Source organism: Mongoliitalea sp. (assembly GCF_054166905.1).
In genome coordinates, this window is sequence record NZ_JBSZCK010000028.1 from 45635 (window position 1) to 63487 (window position 17853).

13 protein-coding genes are annotated in these 17853 nt (G+C 41.4%); 5 read left to right on the forward strand and 8 right to left on the reverse strand.

The annotated features are described in order from the left end of the window. From ACXIUD_RS10575 to ACXIUD_RS10585, 3 genes are read right to left on the reverse strand one after another with little or no spacing between them, the layout of a single operon-like run. Positions 1-843: a mechanosensitive ion channel family protein gene (locus ACXIUD_RS10575; protein ID WP_458052605.1), complete on the reverse strand. Its 843-nt coding sequence runs from the start codon at positions 841-843 to the stop codon at positions 1-3. Between the two features lie 30 nt (positions 844-873). Further along, complete coding sequence (locus ACXIUD_RS10580) at positions 874-1587, reverse strand: methyltransferase domain-containing protein (protein ID WP_458052606.1); 714 nt, start codon at positions 1585-1587, stop codon at positions 874-876. After that, complete coding sequence (locus ACXIUD_RS10585; RefSeq protein ID WP_458052607.1) at positions 1584-2660, reverse strand: type III polyketide synthase; 1077 nt, start codon at positions 2658-2660, stop codon at positions 1584-1586. The genes ACXIUD_RS10580 and ACXIUD_RS10585 overlap by 4 nt, the downstream gene beginning before the upstream one ends. An 82-nt stretch (positions 2661-2742) precedes the next feature. Between ACXIUD_RS10585 and ACXIUD_RS10590 the strand changes: the two genes are divergently transcribed. Further along, the gene (locus ACXIUD_RS10590) at positions 2743-3636 is read left to right on the forward strand and encodes a UbiA family prenyltransferase (protein ID WP_458052608.1); all 894 of its coding nucleotides are present in this window, start codon (positions 2743-2745) and stop codon (positions 3634-3636) included. Here the strand turns inward: ACXIUD_RS10590 and ACXIUD_RS10595 are convergent, their stop codons facing one another. Then, positions 3637-4851, reverse strand: coding sequence for an NAD(P)/FAD-dependent oxidoreductase (locus ACXIUD_RS10595; protein ID WP_458052661.1), 1215 nt, complete (start codon positions 4849-4851; stop codon positions 3637-3639). It lies immediately after the preceding gene. 19 nt (positions 4852-4870) lie between these two features. Between ACXIUD_RS10595 and ACXIUD_RS10600 the strand changes: the two genes are divergently transcribed. After that, positions 4871-7402: a zinc-dependent metalloprotease gene (locus tag ACXIUD_RS10600; protein ID WP_458052609.1), complete on the forward strand. Its 2532-nt coding sequence runs from the start codon at positions 4871-4873 to the stop codon at positions 7400-7402. Positions 7403-7492: 90 nt separating this feature from the next. Next, positions 7493-7912, forward strand: a complete 420-nt coding sequence (locus ACXIUD_RS10605; protein ID WP_458052610.1) for a Fur family transcriptional regulator — start codon at positions 7493-7495, stop codon at positions 7910-7912. Positions 7913-7919: 7 nt separating this feature from the next. On the opposite strand, the gene ACXIUD_RS10610 is transcribed toward ACXIUD_RS10605, so the two are convergent. Further along, a complete protein-coding gene (locus tag ACXIUD_RS10610; RefSeq protein WP_458052611.1) occupies positions 7920-8147 on the reverse strand; it encodes a hypothetical protein in 228 nt (75 codons plus the stop codon). A gap of 154 nt (positions 8148-8301) precedes the next feature. On the opposite strand from ACXIUD_RS10610, the gene ACXIUD_RS10615 reads away from it, so the two are divergent. After that, positions 8302-8775, forward strand: a complete 474-nt coding sequence (locus ACXIUD_RS10615) for a YcxB family protein (RefSeq protein WP_458052612.1) — start codon at positions 8302-8304, stop codon at positions 8773-8775. Positions 8776-9035: 260 nt separating this feature from the next. On the opposite strand, the gene ACXIUD_RS10620 is transcribed toward ACXIUD_RS10615, so the two are convergent. Further along, entirely contained in the window at positions 9036-9536 is a 501-nt protein-coding gene (locus ACXIUD_RS10620) for a fasciclin domain-containing protein (protein WP_458052613.1), read from the reverse strand. Positions 9537-9722: 186 nt separating this feature from the next. On the opposite strand from ACXIUD_RS10620, the gene rlmH reads away from it, so the two are divergent. Continuing rightward, the gene (gene rlmH / locus ACXIUD_RS10625) at positions 9723-10196 is read left to right on the forward strand and encodes a 23S rRNA (pseudouridine(1915)-N(3))-methyltransferase RlmH (protein WP_458052614.1); all 474 of its coding nucleotides are present in this window, start codon (positions 9723-9725) and stop codon (positions 10194-10196) included. A 376-nt stretch (positions 10197-10572) separates the two neighbouring features. Here rlmH and ACXIUD_RS10630 read toward each other — a convergent pair whose 3' ends face one another. Next, entirely contained in the window at positions 10573-12897 is a 2325-nt protein-coding gene (locus tag ACXIUD_RS10630) for an acyl-CoA dehydrogenase family protein (RefSeq protein ID WP_458052615.1), read from the reverse strand. A 143-nt stretch (positions 12898-13040) separates the two neighbouring features. Then, positions 13041-17840: a RecQ family ATP-dependent DNA helicase gene (locus ACXIUD_RS10635; RefSeq protein WP_458052616.1), complete on the reverse strand. Its 4800-nt coding sequence runs from the start codon at positions 17838-17840 to the stop codon at positions 13041-13043. Between the last annotated feature and the right edge of the window lie 13 nt (positions 17841-17853).

The following is a 17853-nucleotide window of genomic DNA, read 5'->3' on the forward strand; positions in this document are numbered from 1 at the left end:
TTATTTTTTCCCCTCCGGGTAATAGTGATTGACATCTCTTTGTGGGAAAGGAATTTCAATAGCATGCTCTTCAAAGGCAATCTTAATTGCTTCCATGCTATCCCAATACACAGGCCATAAATCTGCAGCATCCGCCCAACAACGAATCGTCAGGTCTAATGAACTATCCCCAAAACTCATGAAATGAACACTAGGAGCGGGATCTTCATGTATGCGATCATCCTTTTTCAAGACATTCAAAATAACCTCTCTTGTTTTTGTTAAATCAGTACCATAAGCTACGCCAACTTTCATTTCCACACGTCTTGTTGGCTTTTGTGAAAGATTAACAATACTGTTATTAGCCAATGCCCCATTAGGAACGGTTACCACGCGATTATCAAAATTTCTGATTTTGGTGTAGAGGATATCTATACTTTCCACAGCTCCCAAGTGTCCTTGAGCCTCTATAGCATCTCCAACTCTAAAGGGTTTGAAAACTAGTATCAACACTCCTCCGGCAAAATTTGAAAGGGAGCCTTGCAAGGCCAAACCAACAGCCAAACCTGCTGCACCAAGAATAGCAACAAAGGAAGTCATTTGCATACCCAAGGTAGTGGCTACACTTATCAACAAAACCACCCATAAAACAGCAGATAAAAAGCTTTTAAAGAAGGTAGCTAGGGATGCATCGATTTCGTATTTATCTAAAGTTCTTCCTAGCATATTTAGTAAAAACCGAATAACCCATCTACCAATCAAAAGCAGGATTGTTGCTTTCAGTAAAACAGGGCCCAACTGAAAGGCCATATCTATGGCTTTATCTTTCCAAACATTGATTTCTTGCAGATCTATTGTTTCCATAGTAGCTTATAAAATTTAATGGTTATAAAATTATTGGATAATCGGGATAATCACTCTCCAGCGAAAAGCCCAATGCCAAGATAAGGTAAAATTTGATATATCGGAAGCATGCAAAACCCGTTCCCAATCCTTCTTTTTAAAGGATCTTTTGACAGAAAGGGGGCCATCATTTTTAACCATGGGTGATTTTGAAAACCACCGGGTCAGTAAAGAAATACTGTAAAAAGCAAGCGGATGACGATGCAAGTCATTGATTACTAGACCAATTTTTGCTTTCTTTTTACAAGCCTTAAAAATTGAAATTAGTTCCTCATCGGTGAAATGATGGGTAAAAAGGGTACAGGTAATGATATCTACTTGTCCATCAGAAAAACTTTCATCAAACACATTCATCACCTCAAAATCTACTCCTTTGAGATCTTTGAGGTTCTCCTTTGCAAATGCAATGGTATGGGGATTGGCGTCAATCCCAATAAATGAGCAGTTTAATTTATTTAGTTTTGCCCAATTATGCATTACCCGAATCATATCTCCTCCTCCACAACCCAAGTCGGCAATGGAATAATGTGGTTGGGGTACCTGTTTCATTAACTTTTCCAAGCCAGAAGTGCTAACATAGTTGCCTCCCAAAAGTCTATTGATCACCCGAAGCTCATGAAGTGTTTGATCCAGCACCTCTCCACCGACCGCTAGGTCATCCATGATTTCTTTTTCGGTACTTCTATGCTTGAAATCATGTTTCATTTTTCCAGCAATAAGGTTTCCAAAGTCAATCCAGGTCCAAAACCCATGGCTAAAATATCTCCTTCGGATTTTTCATCCAATAACCATTTGTTCAAAACAAATAAAATGGTGGTGGATGACATGTTTCCAAATTCTTTCAAAACTTCATGAGAAAACTTATCCTGAGATACCTCAATACCAAAAGCCTCCTCAACTTTTTGAAGGATTTGTTTGCCTCCAGGGTGGATGGCAAAATGGCGAATGGATGAGAGTTTAAAGGTACTTTCCAAATAATCGTTGATTTGTTGAAGCCCTTTACTCAGTAGCTCGGGAACATATTTACTTAAGCGCATCTCAAATCCAAAGTCTCCAATAGACCAAGCCATATCGGAGGCACCCTCTGGAAATAATTTAGAATCAAAGTCCTTAATTTTCAATCCTTCGTTTGTTTTGGACACTAATGCCGCAGCTGCTCCATCTGCGAATATAGCATTAGCCAATAGATTGTCTTCCGTAAACTCCCGCTGGAAATGAATGGTGCATAATTCCACAGAGACAATCAATACTTTAGCATCCGAGCTAGCATCACACAAACGGTCCGCTAATCGTATGGCATTGAAGGCCGCGTAACAGCCCATAAAATGAATGGCATATCGCTCCACAGATGAATGGAGTCCAAGCTCTTGGATAATATCAATTTCCAAACCCGGTGCATACATCCCAGTACAGGAAACCAGTATCAAATGCGTAACTTCATTAGGATAAGTTTCCCCTCCAATCAGGCATTCTGCAACAGCCTTTTTTGCCAAAGGAAGTGCCTCTTGACGAAAAACTTCCATCCGAGCTTTTGTGCTTGGGAAGGGGGTCAAAGATTCATTGGATGGAAAAAAGGTAAACTTTTGTGGATCTGAATAATTAAAATCCTCTAGTACGCTGTGTCTTTTCTCAATCCCAGATTGTCTGTATACAAATTGCAGCTTTCGAGCATCCAAGTCATCTAACCGGTGAGCCATTTTCATAAAATCGGCTATCCTCATTTGGGGAATTCCAGAGCCTGGATTCGCCGTACCTATGCTCACTATGCTATTATTCATTTAAAATCGTTTTTTATCGCTATCTTCGACAACTCAGTTAAAACAAGAGCATCGGACAAAAGTTAAGAATAAAAATAGATTTATGTTCACTTTAGCAAGCTGGAAACATCTCCGCATTCCTTTTTCCTTCTACTTAATGCCTGTATTTTTTTTCGCCTTGGCTCTTACCCCAAACCATAATCCCGAGCGATTACTGCTGGTATTCATTGGCTTACACTTGTTTTTATATCCCGCAAGCAATGGATATAACTCCTATTTTGATAAAGATGAAAAAAGTATCGGGGGCTTAAGAAATCCCCCAAAAGTTAGCAAAGGCCTATACTTTTTATCCTTAATCTTTACTGCCATAGCAATTGGGTTGGGAGCAATGATCAATTGGCAGTTTGCCAGCATGCTATTGGTCTACAGCTTAGTTTCCATGGCTTATTCCCATCCTTCCATCCGTTTGAAAAAGTATGCCTACGGAAGCTGGATAATTGCAGGATTCTTTCAGGGCTGTTTTACCTTTTGCATGGCTTATGCTGGCTTAAGTGATTTTGGTTGGGATATTTTCACCAAAAGTCATGTTTTGATTCCGGGAATGTTGACTTCGGTAATGCTTTGGGGCTCCTATCCTTTGACACAAATCTATCAACATGAAGAAGATGCCAAAAGAGGAGACCAAACCCTCAGTTTAAAATTAGGTATACAAGGAACCTTTGCTTTCTCAGCGATTTGGTTTTTGATAGCCGGCGCCTCCTTTGGCTGGTACTTCTTGAGCAGAAATCAAGATCAGGCTTTCTTTGTTTTCTTAGGGGCTTTAGCTCCGGTGATGGTATATTTCTTGGTTTGGTTCATGTTTGCCAAAAAATCCCCAGAAAAATACATCAACTACGATTGGGCCATGTGGATGAACAGAATTTCAGGCATTGCATTAAATACTTTTTTCATTTGGTACTTTCTCGAAAATACCCAAATCATGCAAGTGTTCTATTGATTAAAAGGGTCTGCCGTGTGTCTGCTTGACAATCTGATTGCCCAAAAACCTGGAACTATTTATTAGACCTACCGCAAGCGAAGAAACCCAACGGGCACCAAATAGCTTTTGAACGGTCCTACCAACCCATAATCGTTGCTTAAACAAGCCATTCCAAGCATTCGAATAATTCTGTTCAATCACTACTCTTGCTCCTCCGTGAATAATTTGCTCAGCAGCCAACTTTCCTGTATGCATGGCAATAGCCATTCCGTTACCACACAGAGGCGTTATCAAGCCTGCAGCGTCTCCTACCATCAAAACATGCCCTTCCACGGGTAATTTCGGTTCAAAATTGATTTCATTGATGACCTCTGCTTTGTCAAATAAAAATTCAGATTCGCTAAAAATCCTTTTAAGATGTGGGTTTTGATGCAAGACAGCTGCTTCCATATCGGGGATGTTTCCATACTTCTTTAGCGAATCCCTAGAACCTAAGTAACACAAATTATAAACATCATTTTCAACCCTATTGACACCACAATATCCTCCTTCAAAATTATGTAAAGCTACTGTATGAGGATCAAAATCTGTACGGATATGATACTTTACACCTATGTAAGGAGAGCGTTGATTCATAAATTCCCGGCTCATCGCTTTATCAATTTTAGAGCGCTTTCCAAATGCTCCTACTACATGAGTAGCAGTGAATACTTGTCCATGCTGCAGGTGTATAGTAAAGCTATTTTCTTTTGCATTAAAAACAAGTTCCTCTGCCTGAGTTTGTAAGAGAAACTCCACTCCCAAGGACTTGGCTTTTTCATACAAAAACAAATCCAAAGCATAGCGACTGATTCCAAATCCACCAAGTCCAAGTTTCAACTCAGCAAGACTTCCATCAATGGAAGACAATTGAAAGGTGTTGATCTCAGCCGGTTCCAGATGAGCGGGAAATAACCCTTCACGCTGAAGAAAAGCCCTTACTTCATTGGAAATATACTCCCCACAGACCCTATGAAAAGGATAGGCCTTTTTCTCAATTACCAAAACCTGTCGTTGTTTTTTTGCCAACATGCATGCAGCTATCAACCCTCCCAATCCTCCGCCAATGATGATTATATCCCTGTACTGCATCGTTTTGTTGAACCTTTTATTTGTATGTGTAACCGCTTGTAAAATTGTATGGAGGAAATTTAAGAAAATAGCTCCGAAGTGAGTTAATTCAAAGCTTATTATCTAGTCAACCAAAATTTACATGAAGAAGTTTACAATCGATTATTGCCGAAAGGGGCTTTCTTTACTTCTTGTGCTGACAGCATTCTTCTTTGCAGAGGATGCTTTTGCTCAACGAAAGAAAAAGGATGCCAAAAATACTCCGGCAGCGGCACCTGCGGCAGCGCCTGCCCCAAGACCTCAGGCAAACAGACCTGGGCCAAAACCTTATGGCGAAGTCATTACTGACAAAGCCAAGACCAAAGAAGGTCTATTCAAGGTTCACGAAATTGACAGCAAGTATTTCTACGAAATCCCTGATTCCTTATTGGGAAGGGAAATGCTAATCGTAACCACCATTGCCAAAACTGCTGATGGCATTGGTTACGGAGGGGAGCGTACCAATACACTTTTGGTGAGATGGGATAAAAACATGAATGATGTCCTTCTAAAGGTGGTTTCTTACAGCAATACTGCTGCTGACTCACTACCTATTTTCACAGCTGTAAAGGCCTCCAACTTGGAGCCTATCCTTCAAAAATTTGATATTAAAGCAAAAGCCAAAGATGGAAATGGTGTGGTAATAGAAGTGACGGATTTGTTTTCTAAAGATGTACAAGCCATCGGACTTCCGAGAAATAGAAGAGAACAGTTTCGTGTCACAAGATTAGACAATGAGCGTTCTTACATCGATAGAATCTCTCCTTATCCAATTAATATCGAAGCCCGCTATGTAATGACCTATGCGGCGACTAACCCTCCTTCCAATTCAAGTACAGGGTTGATTACTTTGGAAATGAACTCCTCCATGGTACTTCTTCCAAAAGAGCCTATGATGCAACGTTTATCAGACAGACGTGTAGGTTGGTTTAGTAGATCTGTAGTGGATTATGGATTGGATGAACAAAAGGCGACTAGAAGAACTTTCTTGGACCGATGGAGATTGGAAGTGAAAGAAGAGGATTATGATAAGTTCAGAAGAGGTGAATTAGTAGAACCTAAAAAACCAATCGTATTTTATATTGACCCTGCAACTCCAGACAGATGGAGACCATACTTGAAGCAGGGTGTAGAAGACTGGCAGACAGCTTTTGAAGAAGCCGGATTTAAAAACGCCATCATTGCAATGGATCCTCCAAGTCCTGAAGAAGACCCTGACTGGAGTCCGGAAGATGCCCGGTATTCAGTAATTCGTTACTTTGCTTCTGACATACAGAACGCATACGGACCACACGTATCTGATCCACGTTCCGGTGAAATCATCGAATCTGACATCGGATGGTATCACAATGTGATGAACTTGTTGAGAAACTGGTTCTTCATTCAAACTGCAGCAGTCAATCCTGAGGCTAGAGGTGTAAAATTCAGAGAGGAAGTAATGGGTCGATTAATCCGATTTGTGTCTGCGCACGAAGTAGGGCACACCTTGGGCTTACCACATAATTTTGCTTCTTCGCATGCTTATCCTGTGGACTCTTTGCGCTCTGCAACTTTTACTAAGGAATTTGGAACAGCTCCATCTATTATGGATTATGCTCGCTTCAATTACATCGCTCAGCCAGGTGATAAGGATGTAAGTTTGATGCCGGATGTAGGTCCATATGATAAATACTCCATTATGTGGGGATATAAGCCAATATTAGATGCCAAAACCCCAGAAGATGAGCAACCAATCTTGAATCAATGGATTTTGGAAAAGGCTGGTGATCCGGTTTACAGATTTGGTAGACAGGGAAATAATTATGATCCAAGTACACAGAGCGAAGACTTAGGAGATGATGCGATGAAAGCTTCGGACTATGGTATCAAAAACTTGAAAATCATCCTTCCTAATTTGATGGAGTGGACAGCAGAAGAAGATAAGCCATTCAAAGATTATGCTGACCTAAATGAAATGTACGGTCAGGTAATCGGTCAGTACAACCGTTACATGGGTCACGTACGTACCAATGTAGGTGGGGTTTACGAATACTATAAATCTGCCGGTCAAGGAGAAGAAGTATATGTACATGTGGACAAAGCCAAGCAAAAAAGTGCTGTTCAGTTTATCAACAAAGAGCTTTTTGCTACACCGACCTGGTTGATGGATGAGAAAATTATCTCCAGAACAGGTGATTTTGGGGCCTTAGAAAGAATCCGTGGTGTACAAGTAGGAACCTTAAATGGCATATTAGAGTGGGGTCGCTTAGGTCGTATGATCGAAAATGAAGCGCTCAACGGTAAGGACGCATACACCATGTTCGAGCTATTTGATGACTTGAGAGCAGGCATTTGGACCGAACTAAGCAGCGGAAGAACCATCGATGTTCATAGAAGAAGCTTACAGCGTGCGCACATCGAGCGCTTAGAACTGTTGTTAACAGGCAATGAACCAAACTTGCCGGCTAATTTTAGAGCATTTGCCGGACCTCAAATCAACGCTTCCCAATCAGACATCCGTCCTATGGCACGTGGTGAACTGAAAACCTTGGAGAGACAGATCTCTGCTGCTATCGGAAGAACGTCTGATCGAGCTAGCAGATTGCATTTGGAAGATGCACTTGCAAGGATCAAAAAAATCTTAGATCCCAAATAAGGATTATAGCCGGCTCACAATTGAGCCGGCTTTTTTGTCTTCCCTGATTTTCTTTCCTATTTTTGAATGCGCAGTAATCACAATGAACCCATGGGAAAAACTCCACTTCAACTCTTACAGCAGCATCAGTTACGTGTCACAAAGTGCAGAAAGGATGTATTAAAAACTTTTTTGGATAGACAGGTGGCATTGACACATGCTGACCTAGAAGAAAAATTAAAGGATGATTTCGACAGGGTGACCATCTATCGTACGCTAAAAACTTTTCTGGATTCAGATCTCGTGCATAAAGTATTAGATGACAGCGGGGCAACCAAATATGCCTTGTGCACACATTCCCATGAAGATAAGACACCTCATCATCATGAACACGTGCATTTCAAGTGTGAAAAGTGTGGAGATACTACTTGTATTGATGAAATTAGCTTACCATCTATAGAATTACCCAAAGGTTATTCAAAAAAAGAGATTTCTCTATTGGTCCAAGGGGTTTGCGATAAATGTAATTAAACTTAGACTACGCGTCAACCGGGTCTTTGATACGCTTAACGGGACCATCAGCAGGCCAAATAACTCCAGGAGGCAAATCGATTTTGGGAGGAGTCAGATCTTCTACACCTCCATCTCCGTCATCCCCATTATCTCTATTGCGAGGGATTCTTGCCTTTGTTAGCGTAGCGATGAAGTATATCAACACCACATAGGCCATTCCGCATAACATCAAGTCTACTACTAAACTACTCATATTCTGAAATTTGCTTTAATTTAACAACATTTGAAAAGCATGTCAATTTTTTTAACATCCTTTATTTTTTTTTGTTGAAATCTGGAGCAAAAAACCTAAGAATTTGTGAAATAGGACTTATAATCGGATATTTGCGTCCTGAAAAATCAAGCGAATGATAGTTAAAACGAAAAAATACAAATTAGACACTGGTACCTATATCAAAATGGGTCTTGTAAATGTGCTGAAAGAGCAGTGGTGGGTAGTCTTGATTGCTGTAGCAATTGCCTGCGGTTATTTTTGGATTCCTTCTTGGTGGTGGATCAGCATGGCTATCTTGGCTTATGTGCTGTACCTTCTTTTCTGGGTAATTCAATTTGCAGGTGTTTCCCAAATGGAACAAAACAAAGTGATCTTTGAAAAAATGGCTTATGAAATTGATAGCAGACAGGTATTGATGAAGCTTAATGCTAAACAAGGAATGCCTATCAACTGGGGTATGATCAAAACTGCCGAAATAAAAAAAGATGCTTATGTATTAACCATATCAAAAGCACAGTTCATCTACCTCCCTTTCACGATTTTTTATTCCGACAATGACATCAAGTTTGTCGAAACAATCCTGAAGCGAAAAGGATTTATCAAGTAAGATTGCAAGAAAAGTCCCTTCAGAAATGGAGGGACTTTTTTTAGAAATGAGAAGCGAGACTTGCCTGCTGTATGCAGGGGAAGAGTATTTAGAATGAAGGTGAACGGAGGGAATAAACAAGACTCATCAGTGTAAATCTGTGAACTTATTGATTTTTAGAAGGTAGAATTAAGATTCGTGAAATTGGCGCCATTCGTGGACATTAAAAAAAGCCCCAAAAAACTTCTGAGGCTTTAGATTCAAAATAGACAGACAACTAATTACATTCCAGGCAGGATCACTGTATCGATCACATGCACAACACCATTTTTCGCTTCGATATCAGCTGTTGTAACTTTTGCTCCGTTCACCTTCACTTTACCATCATACACTTTAAAAGTTACTTCAGAACCCTGAGCTGTTTTAGCAGTCATTCCATCTGAAAGATCTTTAGCATATACTTTTCCAGGTACTACGTGAAAAGTTAATACCGCTTGTAATTGAGCTTTGTTTTCAGGCTTTAACAAGTTTTCTACAGTACCAGCAGGCAATTTTGCAAAAGCCTCGTTAGTGGGAGCAAACACAGTGAAAGGACCATCACTTTTCAAAACGTCTACTAGTTCACCAGCTTGCACAGCTGCTACCAATGTAGAAAGAAACTCAGTTTTTACCGCTAAATCTACGATGTCTTCATCAGCATAGATTTCTGAGTTGTTGTTAAGCGTAAATGCGGAAGTCACAAAAAATGTAACTAGAGCCACGAAAGACAATAATTTTTTCATGTTAAATATAGATTTGGTTAGTACCGTTACAAGACGATAAACTAGACTTTTGTTTACATAAAAGTGATGAATATGAGCAGTTTATAATTTATTGACGCATGTAGACCGTTGGTTGTCAAAATAGACGGGTTGATGTACCCCTTTGGGTTTTCTTTTTATATGATTGGTAAGTTGTACCTTTGTAGCATGCACATCAAGCTGATCGCCATCGGGAAAACAGACAGTAAAGCACTGGAACAATTGATTCAGGAATATGTCAAGCGTTTGGGCTTCTACACGAAGTTTGAGTTGGATATCATTCCTGATATTAAAAACTCCAAAAACCTAAGCGAGGCTGCTCAAAAAGAAAAAGAAGGAGAGCTTATCCTCAAAAAGGTACAGCAATCCGATGACTTGATTTTACTTGATGAGCAGGGCAAGCAGTACAGTTCCGTTGCATTCTCGGAATACCTTCAAAAAAAAATGAATGCTGGATTAAAGAACTTAATTTTTGTCATTGGAGGTCCATATGGTTTTTCGGATGAGGTTTATAAACGTGCCAACGGCAAACTTTCACTTTCAGCCATGACCTTCTCACATCAGATGGTCCGCCTATTTTTCGTGGAACAAATCTACCGGGCACATACCATCTTAAGAAATGAGCCTTATCATCATCAATAGGTAGGGATATTTGTTGATATTGAGATATTGAGATATTGGGATATTGGGATATTGAGATATTGGGATATTAGTGGATAGTATGATTATCGGCTGAATTGGAATATGGTGGAAATGAAGGATGAGGGATGAAGGATGAAATTCCAGCACTACTGAGACAAATGTTTTAATGAAGAATAAATGCTTATTCGTCGCAGGCTAACCGCAGAGGACACAAAGATTGACGCTGAGGGCACCGAGGATGTAGCAAAACTTTGGGTGCTTTGCGTGAACTTGGCTTCTTAGCGGTTGAGCGAAATAAAGTGGAAATAATCTTGAAACAAAGGGAAATATTGGATAGTGCTTAACCTACCAATTTGCGTCAGCAAAAAAATCTGTGTTAATCAGTGGCTTTAATAACACTTCCGTGGCTTCTGTGTTTTCTGTGAGCAATAGGAGCGGCGATGCAACTTTCGGGAATGTCAAAAGCATCGGTAAGGGCTAAGGCATTTTTTCTGATCTCCCAACAAAGCTGATTGACTTCCTTCCGGATAGCCTTGGTTTTAACACCTTCCATATAGCCCTGTTCCAAGTACCAACCTCTGTTTTTCTCAAAGGTATGCAAAGCGTATAATTGACAAAGCTGCGTCAAGGCATCTTGCACACCTTTGTCATGCGCTCCGATCACCGCTTTTTGAAACTCCTCTAAAATGACACGCTCAATATATGCCTGACCCACATTGACTAGGTGGTGCTGCACGACATTGAAGGCATCAAAGGAGTCCATTCCTTCATCAATATGCCTTTTGATTCGTTTGGCAGCACTTGCTAAAATTGCCCGCTCCCGATAGCGGAAGGCACTGAGATGAAAATCGAAATCCAACAAATGTGTTTTTTCAGTACTTCTAATAATCAGTGGATTCTTTTCCGTAATACTCGTTTTCGCCTGTTTGCTCACATAATTGAAAACCGTAAACAAATTCATATCACTGAACTCCTGTCTGAATTCAGTCAATCTATTTTTAGCTACCAATTGCATCAAGACTACATTATCACCTTCAAAGGTGGTATACACATCTGTATCATTTTTGAGCGCATCAATCCTATTTTCTGATAGATACCCTTTACCTCCACAGGTCTCTCTGCACTCCTGCAAAGTGGCTGTGGTAAACCAGGTAGTATAAGCCTTCAATCCAGCAGCCAAGGCCTCGATCTCCTGCGCATCTTCCTCCTCACGTTTCATAAAACGGTCCGTCAGATACCTCAGAGCAAAATGAAGCGCATAACTAGTGGCCAAAGGCGGCATCAATCTACGCTGATGCATGCGATAGTTCAAAATAGACACCTCTTCTCCTCCTTCAGGCCCAAACTGCTTTCGCTTTTCACCGTGACGGATGGCTATTGTCAAACCTGTTTTAGTAGCAGACAAGGCAGATCGTGGGATTCCAATTCTACCGCCAACCAAGGTTCCCAACATGGTGAAAAACCGTCGATTGTCAGAGCTGATTGGACTTTCAAATTCCCCTGACTCATTAACAGAAGAAAATTTATCCAACATATTTTCCTTCGGGATTTCAACCTGATCAAAATAAATCACTCCATTATCTACCCCATTGAGCCCCATCTTTCGTCCGCAGTCCTCAATGCGAACACCATCATGTAGTTTTCCTTCCGCATTTCTCAAAGGAACAATAAAGGCATTCACTCCAAAGTCCTCTCCATCGATGATCAGTTTGGCAAAAACAGTAGCCATCTGACCATGCAATGCTGCATTGCCGATGTATTCCTTTCGTGCATCGGGGTTGGGGGTGTGAATGGTAAAGGTTTTTGTATCATGATTATAGGTTGCGGTAGTTTCCAAGCCTCTCACATTCGAACCGTGACCAGTCTCTGTCATGGCAAAGCAACCTGGTAGTTTGAGACTTCCCACATCTTTCAGATACTTTCGATGGTGCTTTTCAGTGCCCAAAAAGAAAATACTCATTCCCCACAAGCCAAACTGCACCCCAAATTTGATCACCATGCTCAAATCATGGTAGGAGAGCGTTTCCATAATGGCAAAATACCCCTCCATATCATCCTTTCCATCCGCAAACTTCGGAAATGCCCAAGCGCCAAAACCCTGTTTGGCAAGCTCCTGACACCAAAGAAGTGTTTGCTCTCGCTGATCTTGTAGGCTTTCAAACTCCCTATACGCAAATGCAGGGTCAGCTATGACCTTTTTTACTTTTGAAATCAAATCCCCCTGTGTACCATCCAACATCTTTATCAACTCGGAGACATTAAAATTTTGTTCCGAATGATGTTCACTGGAAATCGTCTGATGACCTGATTTAAATGCAAAGCCTGCTTCTTTTCCTAAAAGACCCAGAGCCAACTCTGTCTTTTCAAAATCATCTATAACCGTTTGTGGATAACTTATATCTGACTGTAATTTATTTGCCAATGAAATTCCAATGCCTGTCAAGGTATCATGGTTTATTTCCAAAGACCTGATTTCTTTTCGAAGTGATTTCAATACCTTTGGTTTTGGCGGATTCACTGGATTAAATTGCTCCAAAAGCCAGTCTTTTTCGGCCACACTCAGCCAGTCTTGCCTGTGGATAAGTGCTTCTACCTCCGTAATTTCGGTCGTTGTCAACACACTATCTGCCCAAAGGGTATAGTAAATCGGTAAAAAAATAGCCAGTTTGGGATTATCTTGGAGAATAGCTGAATGTATCATGTGGTTAAAGTGGGTTGTTTATTATATACTGAAAAAATCTATCGGAGGTTGGATAAAAGTTTAGGCCATCGATAAAGTAAGTTGCCTGAAATGAGAATATTTTCCAAGAAAGGGAGCTTAAATTTTACCAAAAAAAATTAACTCTAATTAGTTAACACCAACTCCGGCAAGACCACCAATACGTCTTTTTCAGTCTCAGGATTGTACCAGTAAACCAACCAATTGACTGTTGCCTCCTGAATAGTAAAACCCTTTTCTTCAAAACCCTTCAACACCTGCTGGAAAGCCTGCGAAAAACGAAGAACAGCCTGACCCTGTTGATTCATAAAGTCCATTCCATCCACCTTCAACACATCCCCTGTTCGTAATTGATGAATGGCTTTTTGCTTAAATGCACAAAATCCTAAGTTGATATCTTTCAAACCCAATTGTAAAACAAGCATGTTGGAATCTTCCTCTACAGGAGCTTGAATCACTTTCTTCATTTTTGGAGCAGTAATGGCTTCCAAATATGCTCCCCTGTGATGAATGGAAAGCAGGTTTTTTGCTCGAGTCATCCCCACATAGAGCAAACGGCGATCCTGATCATGGCTACAATCTGTCTGTGCCAGCAGCATATACACTTGATCAAACTCCTTTCCTTTGGCCTTGTGAATCGTCGACACTACCACTGTTCGCAGTTCATGGCCTGCAAAATCCTCCACCTTGGATTCACGGATAAACTCCTCCAAATCGCTCCGGTATCTTGTTTTGGGATAGATAATTTCAAAATCATTCAATAGCCGTTGGACCAATTCCCATTGGGAGCTTTTGCCAAAAGCATTTTCCAACTGCATGCGGGATCGCTTCCATTTATCCTCCGGAATTGTAAACTGACCGGGTGCCAATGAGAGTGAATTCATAAAAAAGCGGAGCTCAAACAGCTGCAACAAATGAAACTGATCATTGCTTTGGATCAATTTGGCGGGAACATTTTTTTGTAAAAGCTTACTCATCAAAGCCAATGCCTCCTCATTTGTACGGCAAAGAAGACCTGTACTGCCTTTGAGTTCTCCTTTGGCAATCTCCTCCACCAAAGCATGCATCAAATGTTTCCCTTGGTGCTGATGCAAACGTAGAGTTCCCATGGATGGGTCATGCGGTATAATAGGCATGCTTTTTAACCGTGGGGTGATGGTATCTGCCCATTGATTGCTAAACGTTACCAAGTTTGCCCGACTTCTATAATTTTCCACCAGTTCATACTTGATGGCCTTCTTTTCGGAAATGAAGCGTTGCAAATATTCCGAACTCGAGCCTCTAAACTCATAGATATTCTGATCATCGTCTCCCACAGCAATGACGCGCATGTCTTCATTTTGCTCCATCAATGCCTCAATCAACGCAAACTCCTCCGCACTAATGTCCTGTGCCTCATCAATCACCAACACGGTGCGGGTGATATCCTTAGGTTCCACTTTATTGTCTTTGATCATCTGCGTAGCCTGTGCAATCACATCATCCGCCTTTTCCAAATTCCCAACTTTGCCAAGGAGGTTGAAACTGTAGCTATGAAAGGTCATGATATCCACAAAAAGCGCAGCATTGCCAATCAACTCTATCAAACGCTTTTTAAACTCCGTGGCTGCAGCCCTCGAAAAGGTCAGCATCAATAACTGCTCATGCTTTACATCCTCCATCAAGAGCAAGGCCGCTAACTTATGGACCAAAATCCGTGTCTTTCCACTACCAGGTCCAGCAGCAACCACGATGTACCTAGAATCCTGGTCATTGATAATCTTCAATTGAGCGGGTGAGAGTTCACCAAAAAGCTGCCTAAACTTAGCGGGAGTGATGTTACGGCTGATTTCTTTTTGGCGATTGCCTTTGAAGTACTTGTTCAAAAATGCCCCATAGTTCATTTGGAAGTAATCCTCCACAAACTGCAAGGCGTCCTTGTAATCTGAAATCATCTTTTTGGCATATTCACCAACAATATGGATTTGCTGCACCTTGTTTTCATAAAATCGCTCCAACTTCTGATAATCCTCTTGCTTGTAGCGCACCTTATTATCATTGTTGATGCGCTCAATAGTCAGCCGGTTATAGAGGACCAAAAAGCCACCTTCAATTTTCAACACATCCATTCTGGAAAGGTAAAACAAAGCATCTTCTACTTCCGCAGCACTGCAAGTACGTTGAAAAAGTCCCGAACCAGACTCATAGGCCTCTTTCAACTCCAAGACTGAAAAATCTACCGGAGCTTCGGCCGAAAACAAGGGCAAATCAGGTAGAGATTGAGCAGATTTTTGGAAGAGGTATTCCACTATGAAGCGGGCAAGCTCATGTCTTTTATGAAATTTTTCTTTTAAGTCCTCGAGCGGCTGATTGGCTTTCAGTGATACATGATTATTGGAATTGGCAGCATATTTTTTATGGACCCAGTTTTTGATCGCCCAATAGTTGATAATCGAACGAATTTTGGCAGGGGTGATTTGCTTGAAGCCCTCCAAAGCGGACGCTTCATTCAAACTCTTGATTTGAAAATCCTTGGGTTGTGTTTGCAGTTGTTTGAGTATAAAATTTTCCAACAAGGCAAGGCTTTCAACCTGTTCCATAGGCTTTTGCATGGATTCAGACCTTCGCACAAATGCTTGCAGGTCTTTGGAGTCTGCCAGAATTCCTTCTTCCCGCAACAGGTGAATGATCGCAATCACCTCCTCTTTGACCATGGCTAGATGATCTGCGATGTAATCAATCCGTGCTTCTGCCTCATCGGCAGCATTCTTTTGCCTGCTTTTAGAAGAAAAAAGCTTTTTGATGATTCTAACTGCCTGAACTTTTTGTTGGACAGAAAACCTTGGGGAATTTTCAATGCGTTCAATAGCATCCTGAGCATTGGTAACCTGAATGCTGCTGGCAAAAATTCTGGGCATATTTTGGCCTCTCTTGAGATAACCCGCATCTTCCAAAGCTGCAATCGCCGTGGTCACCCGTGTTTCTATTTCGCGAATAGAATCATCCCAACCAGCTTGTCGGGCAATTTCCAAGGCCGAATTGGAAACCTGACTGCGGTATTTGGTGAGGCTTTTAACTGCTTTCCATACTTGCTGAATTTCCTTGAGGGTGATTTTGGTCTGATTGAGCAGGATAAAGTGTTTGCTCAAATCCTCCTCATCAAAGAGCACAAAACATTCCGCTTCAATGGATTCATCCCGACCTGCACGCCCTGCTTCTTGAACATAATTTTCCAAGGAATCTGAAATTTCATAATGGACGACCAAGCCAACATCTTTTTTATCCACACCCATGCCAAAGGCAGAAGTAGCTACCATGATATTCACTTCCCCGGCAATGAAAGCATCCTGATTTTGGCTTTTCTCCATTTTGTCCATCTTGCCGTGATAGGCTTTGGCTGGGAAGCCATCCGCACTGAGTCGTTTGGATAGTTCAAAGGCCTTGCGCGTTCGAGACACATACACAATACTTGGACAGGCTTTGGCTTCCAACAAATCACGCAAAGCACCATACTTGTCCTCCTCTTTGCTGCGCTCGACCACTTCAAAGTGAAGGTTGGTACGGGAAACACCCGATTGAAAAAGCTCCAAATGCAAGCCAAGTTTCTCCCGAAAATATGTTCGGATATCTTCTATGACCTTTTGCTTGGCAGTAGCCGTGAAGCAGGAAACAGGAATGGGTTCCGCAAGATTCTTTAGCGCCTGCAAGCGTTTAATAAAGTCTGCTATGTACAAGTAATCGATTCTAAAATCCTGTCCCCAAGAAGAAAAGCAATGCGCCTCATCGATAACTACCCGATTGATTTTTCTTCCCAGCAGTATTTTTTCAATGCTTTTGGAGCGGAGTGATTCAGGAGAAATGTAGAGCAAGGAGGCAGCACCTTCTTCCACCCGCTCAAATGATTTGGCACGTTCGATGGGGTCGAGTAGTCCATTGATGGTCACCGCTTCGGTGATGCCAATTTTCTCCAAGTTATCCACCTGATCTTTCATCAGGGATTGCAAGGGTGAAATCACAAGGGTCAATGCTTTTTCCCGTTCCCCTGCCATCAAAGCCGGTAATTGAAAGGTGATGGATTTTCCTCCACCTGTTGGGAAAATGCATAGTAGTGATTTTCCATTCACAGCTGCTTGCACAGCTTGTTCTTGGAGAGGTTCTTCACCATAAGTTCTAAACTTCTCAAAACCAAACACACGTTTGAGCCCTGCATGGATATCAAACTCTTGGGCACAATGGGGACATCCTTGCAAACAAGGCCTACCCTTCAATAAGGTCATCAGGCGATCAGTATCCGGATACTGTTGAAGTACCCAAGGAGGGGTGATGCTGTGGCGATCGTTGGCATGAATCAAGGCCAGTGCATAGGCCAAGGCAATTGGTTTATCCTGAGTAAAGTGCTCAATAGCAGCATGGGAGCAAATTTTCCCATGAAAATGAGTGTGGATAAGTTCCTCCAAAGGTTGGTTCAACAGGTGGAATCCCATGTATTGAAAAAATCCTCGGAAAGCAGTCGTTTGGTGAAGTAACCCATAAAATATCGTCTGCATCACAGGATCTAAAGCCAGGAAAGCGCCTTCCTCATCGTGGAATAAATCTTTCGCTTTGATGGCATCGTTCAGTGGATTACTCAAACTATCGGATTGAAGCTTGTCGTCCTTGACAAGCTTGTGATAGGGCTTGCGTGGGAAAAGTAAGGGAGAAAGGTAGAGTGTATCGATTACGTGGGTAAAATGTAAACCCTTTTTTTGAAGATACGGAAGGTCATGTGTTAGGATGTTGTGTCCACAGACAAAGGTTGGATTTCCTACAAACTCCTGGAACTTGTGGATATTACTTCCATGAAAAGCACTTCCATCTCCATGGATAGCACCAAAGTCTAAGAGTTTTCCACTTTGTGGATCTACTTCAATATCCAAAAAACAAATGTGCCGAGCTTGGGAATTCATCAATTACAATAAA